15 protein-coding genes are annotated in these 18650 nt (G+C 68.6%); 6 read left to right on the top strand and 9 right to left on the bottom strand.

Features of this window, described 5'->3' with window-relative positions:
- Positions 1–3 precede the first annotated feature (3 nt).
- Together ACG3SL_RS05965 and ACG3SL_RS05960 are read right to left on the bottom strand one after the other, a co-directional pair.
- Positions 4–1338, bottom strand: coding sequence for an ATP-binding protein (locus tag ACG3SL_RS05965; RefSeq protein WP_448664223.1), 1335 nt, complete (start codon positions 1336–1338; stop codon positions 4–6).
- On the bottom strand, positions 1335–2048 hold the full coding sequence (locus ACG3SL_RS05960) for a response regulator (RefSeq protein ID WP_448664222.1): 714 nt from the start codon (positions 2046–2048) through the stop codon (positions 1335–1337). Before ACG3SL_RS05960 ends, ACG3SL_RS05965 begins: the two co-directional genes overlap by 4 nt.
- 154 nt (positions 2049–2202) lie before the next feature.
- On the opposite strand from ACG3SL_RS05960, the gene ACG3SL_RS05955 reads away from it, so the two are divergent.
- The 4 genes from ACG3SL_RS05955 to ACG3SL_RS05940 all read left to right on the top strand — a co-directional run bounded on the left by ACG3SL_RS05955 (position 2203) and on the right by ACG3SL_RS05940 (position 4623).
- Positions 2203–2688, top strand: a complete 486-nt coding sequence (locus tag ACG3SL_RS05955) for a hypothetical protein (RefSeq protein ID WP_448664221.1) — start codon at positions 2203–2205, stop codon at positions 2686–2688.
- Between the two features lie 66 nt (positions 2689–2754).
- Positions 2755–3174 carry an EF-hand domain-containing protein gene (locus ACG3SL_RS05950; protein WP_448664220.1) on the top strand — a complete coding sequence of 140 codons (420 nt, stop codon included), beginning with the start codon at positions 2755–2757 and terminating at the stop codon, positions 3172–3174.
- Between the two features lie 15 nt (positions 3175–3189).
- Positions 3190–4092, top strand: coding sequence for an alpha/beta hydrolase family protein (locus tag ACG3SL_RS05945; protein ID WP_448664219.1), 903 nt, complete (start codon positions 3190–3192; stop codon positions 4090–4092).
- Positions 4093–4155: 63 nt separating this feature from the next.
- Positions 4156–4623 carry a hypothetical protein gene (locus tag ACG3SL_RS05940; RefSeq protein ID WP_448664218.1) on the top strand — a complete coding sequence of 156 codons (468 nt, stop codon included), beginning with the start codon at positions 4156–4158 and terminating at the stop codon, positions 4621–4623.
- Here ACG3SL_RS05940 and ACG3SL_RS05935 read toward each other — a convergent pair.
- The 3 genes from ACG3SL_RS05935 to ACG3SL_RS05925 form a co-directional block, all read right to left on the bottom strand.
- Positions 4618–5997 carry an alginate export family protein gene (locus ACG3SL_RS05935; RefSeq protein ID WP_448664217.1) on the bottom strand — a complete coding sequence of 460 codons (1380 nt, stop codon included), beginning with the start codon at positions 5995–5997 and terminating at the stop codon, positions 4618–4620. The genes ACG3SL_RS05940 and ACG3SL_RS05935 overlap by 6 nt on opposite strands.
- Positions 5998–6107: 110 nt before the next feature.
- Positions 6108–7319 carry a histidine-type phosphatase gene (locus ACG3SL_RS05930; protein WP_448664216.1) on the bottom strand — a complete coding sequence of 404 codons (1212 nt, stop codon included), beginning with the start codon at positions 7317–7319 and terminating at the stop codon, positions 6108–6110.
- A 14-nt stretch (positions 7320–7333) separates the two neighbouring features.
- Entirely contained in the window at positions 7334–9925 is a 2592-nt protein-coding gene (locus tag ACG3SL_RS05925; RefSeq protein WP_448664215.1) for a TonB-dependent receptor, read from the bottom strand.
- A 421-nt stretch (positions 9926–10346) separates the two neighbouring features.
- Here ACG3SL_RS05925 and ACG3SL_RS05920 point away from each other — a divergent pair, with 421 nt between their 5' ends.
- The gene (locus ACG3SL_RS05920) at positions 10347–11939 is read left to right on the top strand and encodes an alpha-N-arabinofuranosidase (protein WP_448664214.1); all 1593 of its coding nucleotides are present in this window, start codon (positions 10347–10349) and stop codon (positions 11937–11939) included.
- Positions 11940–11981: 42 nt separating this feature from the next.
- Here ACG3SL_RS05920 and araD1 read toward each other — a convergent pair whose 3' ends face one another.
- On the bottom strand, positions 11982–12974 hold the full coding sequence (gene araD1 / locus ACG3SL_RS05915; RefSeq protein WP_448664213.1) for an AraD1 family protein: 993 nt from the start codon (positions 12972–12974) through the stop codon (positions 11982–11984).
- Positions 12975–13110: 136 nt separating this feature from the next.
- Between araD1 and ACG3SL_RS05910 the strand changes: the two genes are divergently transcribed.
- Positions 13111–13872 carry a FadR/GntR family transcriptional regulator gene (locus tag ACG3SL_RS05910; protein ID WP_448664212.1) on the top strand — a complete coding sequence of 254 codons (762 nt, stop codon included), beginning with the start codon at positions 13111–13113 and terminating at the stop codon, positions 13870–13872.
- Positions 13873–13986: 114 nt separating this feature from the next.
- Here ACG3SL_RS05910 and ACG3SL_RS05905 read toward each other — a convergent pair whose 3' ends face one another.
- From ACG3SL_RS05905 to ACG3SL_RS05895, 3 genes are read right to left on the bottom strand one after another with little or no spacing between them, the layout of a single operon-like run.
- Positions 13987–15882 carry an NPCBM/NEW2 domain-containing protein gene (locus ACG3SL_RS05905; RefSeq protein ID WP_448664211.1) on the bottom strand — a complete coding sequence of 632 codons (1896 nt, stop codon included), beginning with the start codon at positions 15880–15882 and terminating at the stop codon, positions 13987–13989.
- Positions 15883–15899: 17 nt separating this feature from the next.
- A complete protein-coding gene (locus ACG3SL_RS05900; RefSeq protein ID WP_448664210.1) occupies positions 15900–17465 on the bottom strand; it encodes a glycoside hydrolase family 43 protein in 1566 nt (521 codons plus the stop codon).
- The gene (locus tag ACG3SL_RS05895) at positions 17462–18535 is read right to left on the bottom strand and encodes an alpha/beta hydrolase (RefSeq protein ID WP_448664209.1); all 1074 of its coding nucleotides are present in this window, start codon (positions 18533–18535) and stop codon (positions 17462–17464) included. The genes ACG3SL_RS05900 and ACG3SL_RS05895 overlap by 4 nt, the downstream gene beginning before the upstream one ends.
- Positions 18536–18650 lie beyond the last annotated feature (115 nt).

Raw genomic sequence — 18650 nt, 5'->3', positions numbered from 1 at the left:
CCGTCAGGCGGGATAGCGCACCACGACGCGAAGCCCGCCCTCGGCCCGGTTGGCGAAGCTGAGCGACGCGCCGTCGCGCACCGCCAGCGCGCGGACGATGGCAAGGCCCAGCCCCGCCCCGCCCGCATCGCGATTGCGCGACGGGTCGATGCGCCCGAACGGCTCGCCCAGCCGGACCAGCGCCGCCTCGGGCACACCGGGGCCGTCGTCCTCGACCACCAGTTCCACACCCGCCCCGCTATCCTCGGCGCGCACCATTACGGCGGTGCCATGGCGCAGCCCGTTGTCGATCAAATTGCCCAGAATGCGGCGCAGCGAGAGCGGCGCGACGCGCACCCATAGCGGCCCCGCCGCCTCGAATGTCACCGCATCGCCCAGTTCGCGCCGGATCGCGATGGTCGCCGCGCATTCGGCGGACAGGTCGATGGCGGCTGCCTGCACAGGCGCTGCCTCTCCTTGCGCCAGGAACAGCGTGTCGTTGAGCAGCGCCGTCATCTCGTCCAGATCGCGGGCCGCCCGTTCGCGATGGAGGGGGTCGTCGATAAACTCGGCGCGCAGTCGCAGGCGGGTGAGATAGGTGCGCATGTCGTGCGCGATGGCCGCCAAAATCCGCGTGCGCTCGTCCATCAGCTCGCGGATGCGCGTCTTCATTTCGTTGAACGCCGTCGCCAGCCCCCGCACTTCGCGCGGCCCCGCCACCGGCAGGTCGGGCGCGTCCAGCGTCGCGCCAAATCCACGCACGCCCTGCGACAGCCGCACCAGCGGGCGCGTCGTCTGGCGGATGGCAAGCATCAGCGCCGCGAGCACCAGCAGCCCGCCCACCGCCCCGATCGCGGCACGCCCGCGCATATAGCTGCGGATCACGGCGGAAGGCCGGCTGGTCAGCACCAGCACGTCGCCGCCGCGCAGCGCGATCGACACCCGGACCGGCGCGAACAGCCTTCCCGGGCGCGGGCTGGTGCCAAGCAAGCGACCGAAGCGCGGCGTGCGGCCCTGCACCACCACCGCGCGCCCCGCCAGTGCGCCGGTGAAATGTGCCGCGATCCGCGCCAGCTCCGCATCCACCGGGGCAGCGCCCGCTGGCATCGCGTGCGCCAGCCGCACGGTGTAGAGCGACGCATCGAGCGCATCGACCAGCGCCGGGCGATCCGCCGCCGGCGTGCGTTCCAGCGCGGCGGCAATCGCGGCGGCCTGCCCCGGCAGCGGCAGGTTATAGGGACGCCGCGCGTCCCCCCGCGACGGGAGCGCCGTCACGGCATAGACGAGCAGCTGCAACGCGACGAAGCCGACCAGCAGCACCGCGAGGATGCGCAACGTCAGGTTCGAGGCAATGCTCATGCCCGCTCGACTCCGCAGGCCAGCTGGTAGCCGCCACCGCGCACCGTCTTGATGATCGTCGTGCCGGCGGTGTCGCCCAGCTTGCGCCGCAGTCGGCTGAGCTGCACGTCCACCGCGCGGTCGAACGGCCCGGCGCTGCGCCCGCGCGTCCAGTCGAGCAACTGGTCGCGATTGAGCACGCGCTGCGGGTGCAGGACAAACGCGAGCAACAGGTCGAACTCGCCCCCGGTCAGTTCGACGCTCTCGCCCTCGGGGCTGGTCAGCGCGCGCGCGCCGCTGTCGATCACCCAGCCGGCGAAGCGGTAGCGCTCGGGCACGGGGGTGGCGGGCAACCGGTGGCGGTCGCGCGTGCGGCGCAGGATCGCGCGCACACGGGCGATCAGCTCGCGCGGGTTGAACGGCTTGGGCAAGTAATCGTCGGCACCGATCTCCAGCCCGATGATGCGGTCGATGTCGTCGCCCTTCGCGGTGACCATCAGCACCGGCACGTCGCCCTGCGCGCGCAGGCGGCGGCACAGCGACAGCCCGTCCTCGCCCGGCAGCATGACGTCGAGCACCACCAGGTCCACCCGCTGGCGCTGGTGCAACTGGTCGAACGCCGCCGTGGTCGGGCACCCCTGCGCATCGAAGCCCTCGCGCCTGAGCAGCGCGACGACCATCGCGCGGATTTCATGGTCGTCCTCGACCACGGCGATGCAACTGCTGTCCATGCTGCCGATCTGCCCCTTCCGCGCGGCGGTGGGAAGATGGCGACGAAGGCTGTTACACTCCGTTACCGTTCGTCACCGGGGCGACGCACCCGGCTTACCGACGCGGGGCATTTGCGTTGCCAGCGGCACACGCCGCCTGTGAGGGAGTAGAAAGATGCACCACAATGTCCTTGGCCTGATCGCAATCGCAGCGGCTACCGCCGCGCTGTCCCCCGCCCTCGCCGATGCCCAGGTGCGGCGCGGCCATGTGTTGAGCGTGCAGGGTGCCGGCGGGCGCGGCTTCGTCCAGACCCGCTCGGTCAGCCGCCAGCGCGGCGCGGCGCAGGTCCATCGCAGCGTGCAAACCAACAATGGCCGCGGATACCAGACCTCGCGCAGCCACACGCTCGCCCCCGGCAGCTACGCCGCCACGCGCAGCGCCCAGACCAATGACGGGCGCGGCTATACCACCGCCCGTGCCGCCAACTGGAGCGAGGGCAGCTACACGGGCAGCCGCACGACGACCACCAATGCCGGCACCAGCTTCGGTCGCGCTACCAGCGCCGTCGCCAATGGCGATGGCACCGCCAACTATACCAGCACCGTGACCGGGCCGAAGGGAGCGGTCCGCACGGTCAGCGGCACGACAGCCCCCCGCTGATCGTGCCGGGGCGACCGCGCTGCGTTCCCCGGCGCGGTCGCCCGCCCCCCCTAAAAGGAGATTGCCATGATGAAATCGATACTCACCGCCACCCTGTTGCTCGCCACCGCCAGCCCCGCGCTGGCGCAGCGCATGGGCGGCGATCCCTTTGCCGATGCCGATGCCAATGGCGACGGCAGGATCACGCGCGCCGAATATGCCGCCAGCCGCGCCGCCCGGTTCGACAAGATGGACCGCAACAAGGACGGCGTCGTCAGCCGCGACGATTTCGGCCGGCTGCGCAAGTTCCGTCCGCAGGCCGGCGAGATGCTGGACCGCATGATCGAGGGTGCCGACGCGAATGGCGATGGCAAGGTGACGCGCGCGGAAATGGCCGCCGCGCCGATGCCGATCTTCGACGCCGCCGACGCCAACAGGGACGGCGTGGTCGATGCCACCGAACGCGCCGCCGCGCGCGATCGGATGCAGGCTGCGCGCAAGCGCTGATCGGAAAGGCCCGCCATGTTCGCCCTTGCCCTGTCGCTGCTGGCCCCGGTCACCGCCCCGGCACCCGCCGCGCCCTTCGTCACTTGCGACGCATCGTGGCACGATGCCGCGCGCAACCGCGACGTGCCCGTGCGCATCCGCATCCCGGCAGGCACCGCGAAGGTGCCGGTGATCCTGTTCAGCCATGGCCTTGGCGGGTCGCTCGACGGTGGCACGCTCTGGGCCGAGGCATGGGCCGGGGCCGGCTTCGCAGTGGTGAATCTCCAGCATCCCGGCAGCGATCGCTCGATCCTCGGCACGGGCGGGCTGCGCGCCGCCGCCAATGCGACGCAACTGATCGCGCGCGTCGACGACGTCCATTTCGCCCTCGACCAGCTCGGCCAGCGCCGCCGCGAGGGCGCGTGCGACCTGACCCGAATCGACCTGGCGCATATCGGCATGTCGGGCCACAGCTTCGGCGCGCACACGACCCAGGCGATTGCCGGCCAGCGCTTTCCCGGTGGCCGGATCGCGGCGGACAGCCGCGTTAAGGCGGCCCTCGCCTTCAGCCCCGCACCGCCCCGGCAGGGCGACGACAAGGCCGCGTTCGGCGCCATCGCCATCCCGTTCTTCTCGATCACCGGCACGGCAGACACCACCCCCGCGCTGCCCGGCGTGTCGGCCAAGGACCGCGAGCGCCCGTTCGCCGCAATGCCGCCCGGCGGCAAATATCTGATGGTGCTGGCAGGGGCGACTCATGCCACGCTCAGCGGGACCGTGCGCTTTGGCCGTGGGCCGTCGGACGCGGACCGCGATGCCGTGATCGGCGCAAGCACGCTCTTCTGGCGCTGGACGCTGCTGGGCGACACAGCCGCACGGCGCGCGCTCGACGATTATGCCGCACGCCTGCCCTCCGGCGCCCGGCTGGCGCACAAATAGGTGCATTGCGATATGGCAAAGAGTCTGTAGCTTAGGGGCAGCGTTTGAGACCGGAGGTCATCCATGCTGCCCGCCCTGCTTCTGTTGCTCCAGGCCGCACCCGAGCCCTCGCTGCCAAGGCAGTGGGCCGAATTCAGCCGGGCGGGCGCGCTCAGCCATGTCCGCGAAACCGTCGCCATCGCCACTGCCGACCGGCAGGGAGCCACGCAGTTTCGCTACAGGCTTCGCCTCACGCGCGAAACGCTTGGCAAGCCCAACGAGGTACGCTGGGCGGACAGTGCCGAGTGCCCCGCCATTCACGCGGTTATGGCGAAGATGCGCGACATCAGGATGCCCGCGCCCGCGCCCTTCGGCGTGCCCGGCGACAATGCGGTGATCGTGCTCGACGGTGTCGGCTACAGCCTCACCGCCCCGTCCTCCGACGCCGCTGGCGCGCTTACGATACGCTCCAATATGGGTTCGTCGCTGGCGGCGTGGGTCGATGCGTCGCTGTCGCAACTCGCCCCATGCTGGAAACCCGCAACGTCATAGCGTCAGCAGTACCGCAAAGCTCAGGTACAGGCTGTCCGGCGTGTGCGGCGCGTTGGGCGCGTTGCGCAGCACGCCGCGCTTCAGCAACCACGCGCCGTTGAACTCGCCGCGCAGCCGCGTCGGCACGATCCACTGGCGAAAGCGCCCCTCGATCTGGTGCCCCGCAAAGCTGCCCGAGCGCCCCGTGGCATCGCGCACGCCGGACGTGGCGAAGCTGTCGGTGCGGTCGGCGAGCCACATCAGGCGATAGGCGAGGAAGCCATCGTTGCGCTTCGACGGCGTCACTTCGGTGCGCAGCCCCAGCGTGGCGATATTCGCCCGCCCGATCGCGCTGTAAATGCCCGACGGCGCCAGGTCGGCGCGGCGCATCCCGTACAGCGTGTCGAACCGGCCATTGTCGCCGCCCGGTCCATCGCCCGAGGCATAGTCCCCCTCCACCGACAGGCGCGGCTTCCACCCGCCCGCCAGCGTATAGCCAAGGTCCGCATGGCCGAACCAGGCTGCGACCTGCTGCTCCACCGCCCCCGCCGCCGTGCCCGCACGCGCGCTGCCGAACTGGTAGATGCCCTCGACCTCATAATCCCAGGCGCGCGGCGCGGGCTCGCGCAACACACGCACATCGATATTCTGCAAATGCCGGTCGCGAGTCGCCACGCCGGGGGCATCGCGCTCCTTGAACCCGAAATAGCCTAGCTCGATGCTCGTCGCGCCGAACGCCCGGTCCTTGGTGACCATCCCGCCCCAAAGCCGGGTGTCGCCGCTCTCGCGATCCAGCGCCCAGCGATTATGGACCACGTCGTCCCGGTCTTCGGGCAGGCGCGTCTGCGGCAGGACGTAGAGCAGCGTCGCCGAAACCCCGCCCGCCAGCGTGAGGTCGGTGCGCACCCCGGTATAGCCGCTGGTGGTGTTGCGGTAATCATCGGCGGCGATCAGCCTGCGCGACCCGATATTGAGCATGAACCGCCCGACCTGCACCGTCGCGCTGCTCTTTGCGCCAAAGGGCGCGTCGAGATCGAGCGCGGCATAGGCCTGCACCGGCTCGAACGTATTGACGTCGTTGGCGCTCACCACGCCGTTGGGATCGGCGTCATACACGCGGCTGTCGTACAGCTCGCCGCCAATGCGCACCGGGCCGGCATGATACTCGGCGGCCAGCGTCGTGCGGATCGCGACCAGATCCTCATGCTCGGGAAAGCCGGGCCGCACTTGTCCCGCGATCGATTCATACCGCACCCGCACCGACGCGGAGATCGTGAGCGCGTCCGAAGCATCGTCGGGACGGGCGCCCGTTTGCGCCGCTGCCGGGGCGGCGAACAGCATCGCCGCCGCCCCGCACCAGCGCGATCGCGCCCTGCCCGTCGTCACCCGCTTCATCGAACGCCCCCACGGGCGCAACGCGCGCCCATGGCAAAGCGGGGAGCCGCCCTGCCGCAGCCCCCGCTAGTCCTTTGTGCCGGCGATGCAAGCCGCGTGCGCGGCGTCGCTCAGCGTTTCAGCGCCGCCGTGAACTGCGCCAGCGTGCAAAGACCCGGCTGTCCCAACGCCCGGCAGCCCGCGATCGGCATGACCGTGACATAGGGATCGGCACCGGTCAGCGGGGTCAGCGCACGGATCTGGTCGATCGTCTGCGCCCGGTACAGCGCGCGGACATAGAGCCGCCCGCGCGCGTCGCGCAGGCGCTCGAACACGATTGCCCCGCCCGGCGCGGGATCGTCCGCCGACAGCCCCGGCACGCTCCAGTGCAGCCCCAGCAGCCCACCCAGGCTCGCGACATTGGTGTCGTGGCCCGAGATCATGGTCACCGCGTCCCCCTCGGGCCGCGCGACTGCGTCGGCGATCAGCGGCGCGATCAGGCCCAGATTGGCCTTCGCGACCAGCCGGGGCCGGGCGAGGATGCGAAACTCCACCGCATGCAATTCCGCCAGCGCCGCGATGTCGGCGGCGCTCGCCCGGCCCCAACCGACCTGCGCCATCGGCTTGCCATCGGCATATTGCAGCAACAGGATCTGCGCCGCCGTCGATGCGCGATCCAGCGCCCCGGTCAGCTTGGGGCGCTTGTGCGGCGTCACCGGAGTCAGCCCGGTCGGCTCGCGCGATACGCCGCACGGGCCGATCGGCGCGCCATCGCACAATATCGCATCCAGCCGCGTCAGCAGCGGGCGCAGCCGCGCCTCTTCCGCCGCAAGGCCGCGCGGGCCGAGGCCGGCCAGCACGGCGCGCCGCGCGGCGGCGGGATCGAATGCCACGGCCTGTTCGTCGATCGGCGAGAAGAGGGGGTCGGGCACATCCTGCGGCTTGTGCTCGATCGGCACCACGCAATCGGGCGACAGCGTGGCGAGATAGTGCTGCGCGGTCGCGATGGTGCGCTGGTCGCTGTCCGCCACGATCCGCATCCGCGCACAGCCGCCCTGCGGCAGCACGCCGGCCGCGATCCACTGTGCCCGGTCGTAGCTGCCCAGCAGCCGCACCGCCGCCGCGCCATTGGGGGTCAGGTATCCCGGCGGCACCGGCCAGCTCGGCCACGCATCGCGCGCCGTGCCCTCGGGCATCGGCGGCGCCTTGGTCGGCGGGCGGACGCCGTGGCGCATCAGCACCACGACGCGGTCGGCCTTGAGCCCCGCCGGCGGCGCCGGTTCGCGCGCGGCCAGCGGCGCAGTGGTGGCGAGCAACGCCCCGGCAAGGATCAATCGACGCATCGGTTCCGGTCCCTCTAGAAGTGCAGCTGCGCGCCCCAGCGGAAGCTGTAGCCGTACCGCTCGCGCTCGATAAGCTGGTTCTTGCTGCCGACATAGCGCCGCCACGGCGCGTCGGTGAGGTTCAGCGCCTGGCCGAAGAAGGTCAGTTCCGGGCTGACCTGATAGCTGAGGTTGAGGTCGAGCTGGCCGTTCTTGTCGGTATACTGGTCGTCCGCCGCCGTCGCACCCAGCGTGTCGAGATAGGGCGAGCGATAGGAATAGGCGACGCGCGCGGCGATGCCGTATTTCTCATAGAACACCTGTGCCGTGCCAACGTCCTTCGATTGCAGGAACAGCGGCAAGTCGCCCGTGCGCGGCGTGGCACCGGGGATCGTCCCCTCGCCATGCCCGGTGATGTGCGCATAGTTCACCGCAAAGCCCAGTCCGCTCAGCGCGCCGGGCAGGAAGGTGAAACGCACCTGCGCGTTCGCCTCGATCCCGCGCACATAGGCGACATCGACATTGCCCGGCTGGACCACGTCGGCGCTGGCAAAGGTCTGGCCGGCAAAGGTGCCCGCGACGTTGATCCGGGTGCCGGTGTAGATCGGGTTGTCGATCCGCTTGTAGAACGCACCAACCGACAACAGCCCCTGCCCCGGCAGGTAATATTCGACCGCCGCGTCGAGGTTGACCGCCTTGTACGGGTTCAGGTCCGGGTTGCCGAGCGTCACCGTCGGGCGCGGGCTGGTGGTGGTGTCGACCGAAACATAGGGCGACAGATCAGGATAGTTGGGGCGGCCGATCGCGGTCGTCGCCGCGCCGCGCAGGACCAGCCGGTCCGCCATGTCGAAGCGCGCGTTCAGCCCGGGGAACACGTCGGTATAATCCTTCGCGCCCTCGACATTATAGCCCTGGTCCAGCGTCGATGCGGCCGTGATGAGCTTGCCCTTGGTCCGGTCGCGCGTGTGCTCGACGCGAACACCGGGCACCAGCGTCAGGCTGCCGAACTTGAGCGTCGCCATGGCATAGCCGGCATAGATCTGTTCGCGCACGTCGTAATCGTTCGCCAGGCTGTTCGCGCGCGAACTGGCGGTGTTCACCGTGACCGTGCCGGGATTGGCGGCCAGGAACGCCTCCGCCGCGTCATAATCGACGCGCGCGGGGAAGCTGTAGTCGCCATTGTAGAAGCTCTGATCGCCCAGCCGCGCGACCGACGCATAGGTGAAGGTGCGGCCGCTGGTGAGGCTGTAGGTCCGGTAATCGCGTTCGTTGGTCTTGTGCCGGTCGAGGAACTTGGCACCGACCTTGACCGAGGAATCGCTCATGCCCAGCGGCAGCGTGTAATCGATCTTGCCCTGCCACAGCGTCTCGACGGCGTTGCGGTGGTCATAGTTGACGCTGTTCAGGCCGTAAGCCGTCGGGTTCGTCCCCGGCTGCACCGTCGGAGTGAAGAAATAGGGCGTGTCGGACACGTCGTAATTGACCGTCAGCGCCGAGCCCCCGGTGCGGAAATTATACTCCGAGCGCAGCGGGTCTTCCTTCTGCGCGCGCGTCCACGCACCCGCCAGGTCGAGCGTGCCGCCCGCCAGCGCGAAGCTGCCGCCGCCCTGCACCGACTTGGTGTTGTCCTTCTCGATCCGGCGCCGCACGCGCATGCTGCCCCGGCCCTTGAACGTGCCGGTCGTCGCGGTCTGGTTGGTGAAGGCGGACTGGTTGTCGATGATGAACTGGTCGCGCGTCTCGTTATCGTCGAACTTGGAATAGGTGCCGCGCAGGAACAGCTTGGTCGTGTCGTTCGGGCGCCAGTCCAGGTTCAGCACCGCGCCCTTGCGCGTGCGGGTCAGGTTGTAATCGCGCAGCGCCGCCGTGTCGGGCAGCACATAGCTCTGGTTCGCGCCGGTGCTGGCGGCGGGCACGCGCCACGCGCTCGAACCCTGGAAATTCTCCGATTCGATCGGACGCTTGGAGTAGTTGAGCGCCAGCACCGCGCCGAACTGCTGATCGGGACCGAAGCGGCCACCGACCTGCACGTCGCCTTCATACGGATGTTTGCCGTTGAGGTGCGCCCAGCCATATTGCGCGCGGGCGTTGACGAAGAACGGCTTGGCCTGATCGAACGCCGTCAGCGTCTGGATGTTCACTTCGCCGCCGATCGCGTTGGCGTCCTGATCGGCGGTGAGCGACTTGGTGACGATCACGCCGTTGATGAGCGACGAGGGGATGTCGTCCAGCTTCACCTGACGGCCATCGGGCTCGGGCGCGGGCAGCGTCAGGCCGTTGAGCACGACATTGACCAGATTGGGGTTCACGCCGCGAATGATGACATAGCGCCCCTCGCCCTGGTCGTTCGCGACCGACAGGCCCGGCAGGCGGCGCACGGCCTCCGCCACGTTCTGGTCGGGCAGCTTGCCGACGTCGTTGGCGTAGAGCGCTTCGGTGAAGTTGTTGGCGTCGCGCTTGGCGTCGATCGCCTTGCGTTCGCCCTGCAGCGTGCCGACCACGACGATGTCACCCTGATCCTCGGCGCCGGTTGCGGGCGCGGGATCGGCGGAGACCTGTGCCGCGGCAGGTGCGGCAAAGAGCAGCGCGAGAGGCACGCCGCAGAGCAGCGTCGAACGCAAAGTCATGGATAGTCCCCTTTCACCGGCATTGCCCGGTTGCGGAGCGGCCTTTGCGCTCGCGATGCTGCACTGCAGTGACGAAGTTGTTACGGATATGCGACAAACACGACGGCGCCGACCCGCGCTTGCGTTTACCCCTACTATACACCCGACCAGCATCGCCTGCGGCCCCTCCGAACAGCCGCTTGACGGCTCAACTTGTCGGACTATTGTCGGGGCGAACGATCCTCGGGCGGGGCAGCCCTATACAGGGGACGTCGAGGGAGGATGGATGGGCCAGCATGAAACCGACCCCGTGCGTCCTCGCGACGCCACTCCCCGGCGCGCGCTGCCGGCCACGGTCGATCGCTTCCCCTTTCCTGCGAACGCCCGGGCCCGCTGACGGCCCGGCGCCGCGATCCTTCCTGCCATTCGACGGAGAACACCGATGCTGAGACGCCCGCTTCGCCTAGCCGCTGCCGCCGCGCTGCTGCTGTCCACCACTGCGCCGGTCTGGGCGCAGACCTCCGCCGGCGCGCCGATCGCGCTGACGGTCGATGCGGGCAAGCCGGGGCCAAAGATCGATCGCAACATCTTCGGCCAGTTCGCCGAACATCTCGGCACCGGCATCTATGGCGGCGTATGGGTGGGCAAGGATTCGCCGATCCCCAATGTGCGCGGCATCCGAAAGGATGTGGTGGCGGCACTGCGCGCGATCCGCGTCCCCAATGTCCGCTGGCCGGGCGGCTGCTTCGCCGACGAATATCACTGGCGCCACGGCATCGGCCCGGCGGCGAACCGGCACAAGACGATCAATTCCAACTGGGGCGATGCGGTCGAGCCCAACACGTTCGGGACCGACGAGTTCTTCGACTTCATCGACCAGATCGGCAGCGAGGCCTATGTCTCAGTCAATGTCGGCTCGGGCACGGTCGAGGAAGCCGCCGACTGGATGGCCTATATGACCGCCGACCCCAACACCACGGCGGGCAAGGAACGCGCCGCCAACGGCCATCCGGCGCCGTACAAGGTAAAATATCTGGGTATCGGCAACGAAACCTGGGGCTGTGGCGGCTCGATGACGCCCGACCATTATGTCGATGTGATGAAGCCGTTCGCCCGCTTCGTCCGCAACTTCAATCCCGCCCAGACCGGCACCGAGACGATGCAGCGCATCGCGGTGGGCCCGGACGGCGAGGATACCGGCTACACCGAAGCGGTGATGAAGGCGTACAAGGGCCATAACTGGGCGTGGAGCATCGAGGGGCTGTCGCTCCACAGCTACACCACCGCCGGCTGGCCGCCTGCGCTGGCCAGCGAGAATTTCGACGAGGCGGCCTATGCCCGGCTGGTCAAGGCGACGCTGGCGATGGACGGCATGATCGCAAAGCACTCGGCGATCATGGACAAATATGATCCCGAGAAGAAAGTGCCGCTGGTCGTCGACGAATGGGGCGTCTGGCTGAAGCCCACGCCGGGCACCAATCCCGGCTTCCTCCAGCAGCAGAACTCGCTGCGCGACGCGATCATCGCCGCGCTCAACATCAACCTGTTCGCCCGCCACGCCGATCGCGTCAAAATGACCAACATCGCGCAGATGATCAACGTGCTCCAGGCGATGATCCTGACGGACAAGGACCGCATGGTCCTGACCCCCACCTATCATGTGTTCAAGATGTACCTGCCGTTCCAGGACGCGACCTTCGTGCCCGCCAGCTTCGACGCCGGCCGCTATGTCCAGGGCGACATCGAACTGCCGCGCGTCGATGCGATCGCGGCGCGCGACACCAGTGGCAAGCTGTGGGTGGCAGTGACCAACCTCGATCCGAACAAGCCCGCCACGGTGAAGGCGTCGTTCGCCGGCGTGCGCGCACGCGGCGCGACGGGCCAGGTGCTGACCGCGCCGCGCGTGGACAGCGTCAACACCTTCGACAAGCCCGATGCAGTGACGCCCCGGCCCTATACGGCCAAGGCCAGCGGCGACGGCGTGACGCTAGAGCTGCCAGCCAAGTCGATCCTCGTCGTCCAGATCGACGGCTGAGGAAGCAGGGGGATGGCCGCCACGCCATCCCCCTCGCCCAGATCAGAGCGCGCGAACCTCGACCGTCTCGGCCGCGCTGCGGGCCAGCGGGTTGCGCAGCGGCAGCGTGAACGGCGCCGCCGCGATCTCGAACACATCGCCCGTCTCGGTGTGGATGCCGTCGCTGAACGACAGCGTGGCGGTGCCGAAGAAGTGGACGTGGACGTCGCCCGGAACGCGGAACACCGGGTATTTGAAGTGGTGGTGTTCCAGATTGGCGAGGGTGTGCGACATATTGTCCTCGCCCGACAGGAACGGCTTTTCCCACAGCGTCTCGCCATCGCGCAGGATACGGCTGGTACCGCGCACGTCCGCCGGCGGGGCCCCGACCAGCAGCTCGGGGCCGAGTGCCGCCTGCCGCAGCTTGGAATGGGCGAGCCACAGGTAATTGTGCCGCTCGGTCACATGGTCGCTGAACTCGTTGGCAAGGCAGATGCCCAGCCGGTGCGGCGTGCCGTCGGGTCCGATCAGGTAGATGCCCGCCAGCTCCGGCTCCTCGCCGCCATCCTGCGCGAAATCGGGCATTTCCAGCGCCGCGCCCGGATCGACCAGATGCACGCCATTGCCCTTGTAGAACCATTCGGGCTGCTGCCCCACCTGCCCCGGTGCCGGCTTGCCGCCCTCGACGCCTTCCAGGAACATCCGCATCGAATCGGTCTGGTGCGCGGCGGCGGCGGCATCGCGGTGCATCTTGTCGCGGCCCTCGGCGGAGCCAAGGTGCGTCAGCCCGGTGCCGGTCAGGATCAGGTGGGCCGGATCGGCATGGTCGATCGGCGCGATCAGCGTGCCGGCCGCCAGTTCGGCCTCCAGGTCCACCTGCCCCTCCAGCCCGCACGCATCGACCGCCTCGGCCAGCGAGACGCCACGCTCGATCGCCTGCAGCGCGAGCGTGCGGACGTCGGGCATACCGACGACGAAGCGCGCATCGCCATCACGCGCGGCAATCACGCGCCGCGTGCCGTCCGCCGCGCGATGCTGCAAAAGCCGAAACACCATAACTTGCTCTCCCGATGCCGACCGCCGCGGTCGGCCTATTTAGTCCGACATATTCAGCCGATCCGACAAACGCAATCATGCGTTGCTTGGCATCGCCCGGCGGATCGGGCATGGCGAAATGACAGGAGCAGACTGAATGCCGACCGATAACGACGCGCTGCCCGCCGCCGACGACAACACCACCGCACCGCTGACCCGCACGCCCAAGGGCTCTGGCCGCCGCCTGCGCGGCGCCGTGGCGCATTATCTGGGCACCGCGATCGTATCCGGCCAGATCGCGCCGGGCGAGCGGCTGACCGGCGAAGTCGAGAATGCCGAGGCCCTCGACGTGTCGCGCAGCGCCTATCGCGAGGCGGTGCAGGTGCTGACCGCCAAGGGGCTGGTGGAGAGCCGGCCCAAGGCGGGCACGCGGGTGCTGCCGCGCAGCCGCTGGAACATCCTCGACCCCGCCGTGCTCGCCTGGGCCTTTTCGGGCGAGCCCGACCTGGATTTCGTCCGCGACCTGTTCGAACTGCGCGCGATCGTCGAGCCCGCCGCCGCGCGGCTGGCGGCCGAGCGGCGCGACAAGGCCGACATCCGCGACCTGAAGGGCGCGCTGGTGCGGATGCGGCGCTACACCCTCGCCACCGAGGAAGGCCGCGCCGCCGACCGCGATTTCCACGACATCCTGCTACGCGCCACCCACAACGATGCACTGGTCGCGCTCAGCGCCAGCATCGGCGCCGCCGTCAACTGGACCACCCAGTTCAAACAGCGCGTCCGCGCACTCCCACGCGATCCCGTGCCCGATCACATGCGCGTGTGCGACGCCGTGATCGCGGGCGACCCCGAAGCCGCAAGCGCCGCGATGCGCACGCTGGTCGAACTGGCGCTGGAGGACACGCGCACCGCGATGTGAGCGTCCGCGCGCGTTCGCCTCGCGGTGCCGGCCCGCTCCCCCACCCGGCCACCCAACGGCAGTATTCTATGGGTGGCCGGGTGGGGGAGCGGGCCGGCACCGCCAAAAAAACATTCAACGCCGGAGCGCCGCGTCCCCCCACGTCACCGGATCGGGAAAGCGCGTGCCCTGCGGCGTGCGCGCGACCAGTTCGATCAGCTTTACACCGCGTATATCGGCCGACAGCGCCACCGGCGCCGCGCCGTACCGGACCGCCTTGGCCTGCGCGAGCAGCTTGCCGTCGCCATAGATGGCAAAGGTCACCGGCTGGCTGCGGTCGCGCGCCGAATCGTCGATCCCCACGGTGGCGCTGAACCGGGCAAAGCCCTGGTTGCGCACTTCCAGCCGCGAATTGGCCAGCGCGCCGATGCCGGTGTCATAGCGTTTGCCGGCCAGCGACAGCATTGCGCCATAGGGCGTGCTGTCGGCCTGCGATCCGCCCCAGCCGCCATAGCGCGGCCGCTCGCCCGTGCCGCGCGTGCTCATCCAGGGCAGGATCGCGCGGTGGATCAGCGGCTCCGCTTCGGGCACGACCACGCCGTCCACCGCCGGGTTCACGCGCCCCGGCTGTTCGGACAGGTACACGCCGTCCGCCAACCGCCGCGTCCCACGCGCCTTGAACACCAGCGTCTCGCGCGCGCCCAGCTGGAACTTGTGCTCGCCGCGAAAACGCAGGCTGGCCCCGCTCCACAGATCGGTCAGGTCGATATCGGCATCCGCCAGCAGCTTCAGATGGCTCGCGGTCAGCGTCGCGGCGAGCGGCGCCGAGGTGCGGTTGAGGATCGCCACTGCCTTGTTCCCATCGGCCAGCGTCTTGACCAGGATCGACACGTCGTCGCCGTCATAGGCCAGCACGGCCTGGTTCCCCGCCGCATCCTGATCCAGCGCGATGATGCGCTCGTTGCCGAGTATGTCGAGCAATTCGCGCGGCGCCTTGCGCAGGTCATAGCCGATGAACAGCGGCGCATTGACCATCGCCCACAGCGTGAAGTGCGAGCGCGCCTCGACCAGATGCTTCTCGTCGAAATCGCCGCTGCCGACGAACAGCATGTCGGGATCGTTCCACGATCCCGGATGCGCATAGAGCGGGCGCCGGATCACGCTGTCCAGATTGTGGAGCATCCGGCTCCAGGTGGGAGAAATATCCTCGCTGGTGCGCGAGATGCTGCCCACGTCCTTGGACCAGGAACGCGAATCGGCGGCGCCCCAGATGCAGATGGAGAAGAGGAAGTCGTTGTCGGGATTGTGCCGTTCCAGCGCCTGCCCGACCTCGGCATAGAGCCGCCGGACCGCCGCGACATCGGTGCGCGCGAGCGAATCCGCGTCCACCAGCGGCGCGAAGGCGCGGTACTGGCCCGACAGCACCTTGGGATCGGTGGCCGGCAGCCCCCTTATGCCGCATCCGTCGACCTTGATCAGATCGAAGCCCCATTCGGCGAAGTACAGGCGGATGTCCTGGTCGACATGGCCGTACAGCCCCACTTCGCGCTCCGCCACGCTGCCTTCGGGCTGGTTGGGGAAGGTGGACGTGAACACCTGGCCGCAGCTGTTGCGCCCAATGTCGGAATAGATGCCGGCCTTGAGCCCCATGGCGTGCAGCCGATCGGTCAGCGGGCGAAAGCTCGTGCTGCCATCCGGGGTTGCCGCCGAGGGGAAGGTGGCGGTGCGGATGATCATCCGCCCGTCGCTGGTCCGGCGCTTCAGCCACCAGCCATCGTCGATGTCGATATAGCGATAGCCCTTCGCCGCCAGCCCGGAATCGACGATGATCTGCGCCGATGCCATCAGCTTGGCCTCGTCAATGTCGCTGGTGAAGGCGTTCCAGCTGTTCCACCCCATCGGCGGCAGGCTCGCGCTGCCGCGCGTATAGCCGGTCCAGCGCCCGGTCGGGTCGAGCGGGCCGGCATGCGCCGCCAGCGGCAGCATCGCGGTTGCGAGCAGGGCGGCGATGCCCCGTTTGATCGGTGTCATGCGGTGTCCCCTGCGGATCACGGCTTGCCCGGAGACAAGGTGAAGGAATCGACGTCGAGATAGCCGGTGCTCGGCTGCGGATTGAAACACGAGATGGCGAACTGCTCGCCCTGGAACGTGCCGGTGCGCCACGCGAACGCCAGCGGGAAGGCCCCGCCCAGCGGCGTCCAGCGCGCGCCGTCCAGGCTGTACGACAGCGCGCCCAGATCGGTCGTGAAGTCGGCGTCCACCGCCACCCACAATTGCGACCCCGCAATCGGCTGGCGCGCGACGCGCAGGTCGGTCTTCGGCCCCTGATCGGTGCTTTCCAGCACCGACATGGCGAGGAACGGCTTGCCGTCGGCGCCCCGGCTCGCCGCGATCGTCGCGCTATACTGGCCGAACGTGCCGAAGCCGCAGCGGTCGCCGGCACGGACATGGCTGATGTCCATCTTCACCACCGCCCGGCTGCGCGGCCCCTGCCCCTTCTGGGTCAGCGTGTTGCGCGCGCTCCACAGCGTCGGCGCGGTGGTGGCGCGCAGCCGCAGGAAGCCGGGGCGCTCGGTCAGCGACCAGCGGGCATTGTCGGGATTATGGTTCCACTGCCACTGCATCCCCAGCGTAGGCTGCGCGAAATCGTCCGAGGTCGCAGGCTCGGCAAAGGGGAAGCCGGCGATCGGCTTGCGCGCCCGCTCGGGCACGCGACCCGGCGCCTCGCGCGTGCCCCAGACCGGCCAGTCGTCCTCCCAGAATACCGGGCTGAAATTGGTCATCCGCCCGATCGATCCCGCATCGACCATGACGAATCCGAACCAGTTGCCATCGGGCAAGTCGACCAGCGCACCCTGGTGCCCGCCGGTCTTGTCGTCGATCTGGTTGCGCGTCTCCCACGGGCCGAACAGGCTGCGCGCGCGCGACACCGTCATCCCCAGCCGGGGCGGGATCGAATTGAAGATATAATACCAGCCGTTGCGCTTGAGGATCTTAGATCCCTCGGCGCCGCGAATATAATGGATCTTGCGCGCATCGGTGACGCGGGCAAGATCCTTGTCGAGCGTCAGGAGCGTGATCGTCCCGTCCGCCGTGGTGGACGTGGCGAGATAGCCGGTGCCATCGTCATCGAGGAACAATGCCGGGTCGAACGCCTCGCGGTCCAGCTCGTGATATTTCCACGGCCCTTTCAGGTCGGGGCTGTAATAGATGCGCGTCTTCAGCCCGACCGGCGTGACCGCGATGTAGAACATGCCGTCGCGGTGGCGCAGGCTGGCGGCGTACAGCCCGTGGCGATAGCCGTCGCCGTTCTTGAGATCGTATTTCTCGGTGCCTTCCAGCCGATCGGCGACATGGCTGTACAGCGTCCAGTTCACCAGATCCTTGGAATGCAGGATCGTGATCCCCGGCACGTTGGCGAAGGTGGTGGAGGCGAAATAATAGTCGCTGCCGACGCGGATCACGTCGGGATCGGGATAGTCCGCATAGAGCACCGGGTTGCGGAACGTGCCGTCGCCCTGGTCCGAACGCCACACCTGCGCCGCCGCCGGCGACGCGATCGCCAGCGCCGCCCCGATCCACAGCCCGCGCCGGATTGCCGCCCCTGCGCTCATCGCCGACGCTCGAACACCAGGTTGCGGCTGAAGAACGGCATGACAAACTCCTGGAACCGCGTTGCCACTGCGCTGGTGTGGTCGCCGGCATAGATTTCAAAGCTGTTGGGCACGCGGTAGCTGTCGAGCACGGCATGCAGCTTCTGCGCGTCGAAGCGCAGCCCGTCCTTGTCGCCCACGTCGATGGCGATCGCGCGATAGCGGCGCAGCGCGCCGATATACTGGTCCACGAACGACAGCGGCGCATTGGCCGCCCATTTGGCGACCACATCGGCCTGCACCTTGCCGTCCTTCACCGGCAGGTCGAGGAACAGCGGCGGGTTCGCCGGATTGGGCGACCATGCCGCCGCCGTCGCCAGCTGCGCACGCTCGCCCCAGCCCAGCTTGGTCGCTTCCTCCAGCGACTTGACTGCTTCCAGCTTCGCCCCCGCCTTGGGATCGAACTGCGCCGGGTCGCGCGCAGACATGCAGCACGGGCTCATCATGTACAGCGCGCCGAACACGTCGGCGTGCTTCATGCCGATCCGGCTTGCGCCGTAGCCACCCATCGAATGCCCCACCAGCCCGCGGCTCTCGCGCGTCGGCAGCGTGCGGTAATGCGCGTCGACATAGGCGACCAGATCGCGCGAGACGAAGGTCTCGAAATCGCCGGTCGTAGCCGAGCTGGAATACATCGACCCGTTATGGATGGTCTTGCTGTCGGGCAGCACGACGATCATTTCCTTCGCGCCCTTGGCGAACGCGCCTTCGATCGTCTGGGGAACATGGATTTCCTTGCTCCACTGCTCCGCACCGATCGAATAGCCGTGCAGCGCATAGAGCACGGGATAGCGGCGGCCCGGGTTCTTGGCATAGCTGGGCGGGAGCATCACGATCACGTCGCGATCGGCGGTCTCGCCCTCCAGATTCCCCTCGATCGCAGGCGAATGGACCTTGATCCGCTGCACCGTCATCGGCGCCGCGCCCGCGACCGGCGCGGGCACCCCCGTCGCCACTTGCGCCACGGCGCCGGGCGCTCCGATCACCAGTGCCAGCGCAGAGAGCGCACCTATCCCGTGAAACCGCCGCATCGCATATCCTCCCCCGTCGCCTTTGCGCGACCTGGGACTATTTTGTCCGTGTATTCTGGCGCCAAGTCAACCGATTCACCGCGCGAAAGCGGCGGCGCAACATCGCCGGAACGCC

The sequence above is a fragment of the Sphingomonas degradans genome (genome assembly GCF_053502645.1).
Note: the sequence above shows the minus strand (reverse complement) of the source record. Positions and strands in the feature narration are given on the sequence as shown.